At 39.3% G+C, this 2,783-nt stretch carries 2 protein-coding genes; one reads left to right on the top strand and one right to left on the bottom strand.

The window, feature by feature from the left end:
• Positions 1-2,057 (bottom strand): PQQ-dependent sugar dehydrogenase (locus ACOVO2_RS18595; protein WP_421771415.1); only part of this gene is annotated, 2,057 nt, incomplete at its 3' end.
• Positions 2,058-2,313: 256 nt separating this feature from the next.
• Here ACOVO2_RS18595 and ACOVO2_RS18590 point away from each other — a divergent pair.
• Positions 2,314-2,783, top strand: a 470-nt coding sequence (locus ACOVO2_RS18590) for an NUDIX domain-containing protein (protein WP_421771414.1), incomplete at its 3' end; no start/stop codon positions are given.

Raw genomic sequence — 2,783 nt, 5'->3', positions numbered from 1 at the left:
TACTCAACTGCTTTGCTATCACCTTTGTATTTGTTGGCTACATCTTTTAAGCTAGGCCCAACCGATTTTACATCAACAATATGGCAAGATTTACAGTCGCTTTTGGCCATCAAACGCTCTCCCATAGAAGCAAATGCTACTGCATCAACGCCACGGTGATTTTGTGAAGCCTCGATTTTATCGTAGCCAATTGGCATATAATCAATACTTACTGCCACTTGGTCGGGTTTGATTTTCCCGTTTGTCAAATCTCCATCTTCTTTGTCCGAAACCGTTACTTCGTAGTCGATTGGTTTATTTGGAAAGTAGAAAGTTTTGTTTCCTTTTTTGATATTAAAAGCTACCGCTGGTGGTTCGTTTCCAACTTTTATTTCGAGCGATTCGCTGTTTTCTTCACCTTTGCCGTCTTTTACAGTCAACTTTACGTCATAAATTCCTGCTTTATCGAGCAATACAGTCGCATTTTCAGTTTTGAAAACCTTCTTGCCTGCTTTGCTTTTTACTTCCCACAAATATGTTAGTTTATCACCATCTGGGTCGTTTGTGCCTGCTGATGAAAGATTGACTTTCAATGGTGCAGAACCTGTCAGATTATCGGCCTTAGCCATTACTTTTGGCATACGGTTTCCACCGTTATATTCTACTTTAACGAGTTTGGCGTTATCGTTTCCTCTAAACCATGCCGAGCCATATTCAAGCACATATAAATCTCCATCTGGTGCAAAATCCATGTCAATGGCACTACCGAAATCAGTATTTGGCATGAAACGCTCCATTGATTTATAGTCGCCGTTTTCGTCCATCGTTACGGCCATAATCCAGCCACGCATAAACTCTACAATCAACCATTTTCCTTCGTAATAGTCAGGGAAAATTCTTTTTCCAGCAGGAAAATCTGCTTTACGAAAAACAGGTCCGCCCGTAGCACTACGCCCCGAACTTCCGACTAAAGGAAACTCTTCTGAAATGCCGTAAGGATAATATATAAAAGCTTTTTGAGCGGGAGGAAGGTTTTTTAGACCAGTGTTGTTTGGCGAATCATTGATTGGCTTTGCTGGGTCATAAGTAGAATTCGGACGAGGTTTGCCCGTTTCAAAATCCCAATCGGCATAAGCTTTGTTATCGGCGATAAAATATGGCCAGCCAAAATTGCTCGCTTTGCGAGCTTGATTAAATTCATCGTATCCACGTGGGCCTTGCTCCGAATCAACCGAAGCATCTGGACCAACTTCTCCCCAGTATAAATAGCCTGTTTTGCTATCAATCGTAGGTCTCCACGGGTTGCGGTGTCCCATTGTGTAGATTTCTTTTTTTACCAAACCATCGCCATTGTTTGGCAAAGTTTCGTAAAGATTTCCTTTCGGAATCGAATAAGTAGCATCAGCTTCTGGTTTGATTCTTAAAATTTTTCCCGTTAAGCTGTTGGTATTTCCAGCACCACGTTGGTCGTCCCAATATTCCCAACCTTTTCTTTCATCGAGATTTGCGTAGCCAGGTGTTCCGCTATTCGATGTGTTATTGCCAACTGTCAAATAAAGATTTCCTGCTTTATCGAAAACCATTCCACCACCTGTGTGGCAACATTCTTCACGTTGGGTTGGTACATTCAAAATCACTTTTTTTGAGCTTGCCACGAGTTCTTCACCACGTAATTCCCAACGAGCTAATACGTGTTGATTGACGTCAGGGTCGGCATAATACATATAAATCCAGTGATTTTGCTCAAAATTTGGGTCATGAATCAAACCCATCAAACCTTCTTCTGCCTCACGTTTTACGCCTTTGGCATTAGTGTATTTTGTATTTACAGGAATCGTTGCTAATGTCTTGATTTCGCCAGTTTCTGGACTGTATTGCTTTAATGCCCCTTTGCGTTCGACGAACAAAACTCGGCCGTCTTTTAACAAAGTCATTTCCATTGGTTCGTCGAGTTTTTCGCCCAAAACTATTTTCGTAAAGCGATTCTCGTCGGGGGCTTTTTGAGCTTTTACCCCGAAGCTACTCATTGTAGTGATTGCCGCAAATAGGCACGGTAAAACTTTTTTGATTTGTTTCATTTTGTTGGGTAAGGTAAGCTTAGATTTATGTGTATAGAGGAAAAGGTTGAAAGCGTTTGAATAAACAAAGATGCATATAAGATTCTATTCCAAATAAGGAAATCGGCACATCGACTAAAGTATTCGACAAATAGGCTTTTTTAAAGGATTTGTAGGATTTTTTATGATAAATTTATTGTACCATTTTGATACAATGACAGAGTGTTTCTTTGAATATTACAAATAAATCTTTATTTTTGTATAAACCTGAACTCTTATGACTAAAAATACTAACCTAAAAGAATATTGGGAAAATAAACCACGCCTTTTGCCAAGTGTTTCGATTGATTGTGTTACACTTGGGTTTCACAACAACCAACTCAAAATTTTGCTTCTGAAATATAAAAACACCAATTATTACGCTTTGCCGGGGGGATTTATAAATATGGATGAAGACTTGGAAGATGCTGCCCAAAGGATTTTGGAAGAACGGACGGGCTTGAAAAATGTTTATTTAGAGCAGTTTCATGTGTTTGGAAGGAAAAATCGCCGAAACGACGAAACACACCGAGAAATTATGGCGGGGTGTGGTATTGAAATGAAACCTAATAATTTTTTATTAAATCGTTTTATTTCGATTGGGTATTATGCCTTGATTGATTTTTCGAAGGCAATTCCTACGCCCGATGAATTATCAGATTCTTGTAAATGGTATGATTTGGATAAAATCCCAACGCTAATGTTTGA

This window comes from Emticicia sp. (genome assembly GCF_049241225.1).
Classification (GTDB): domain Bacteria; phylum Bacteroidota; class Bacteroidia; order Cytophagales; family Spirosomataceae; genus Emticicia.
Note: the sequence above shows the minus strand (reverse complement) of the source record. Positions and strands in the feature narration are given on the sequence as shown.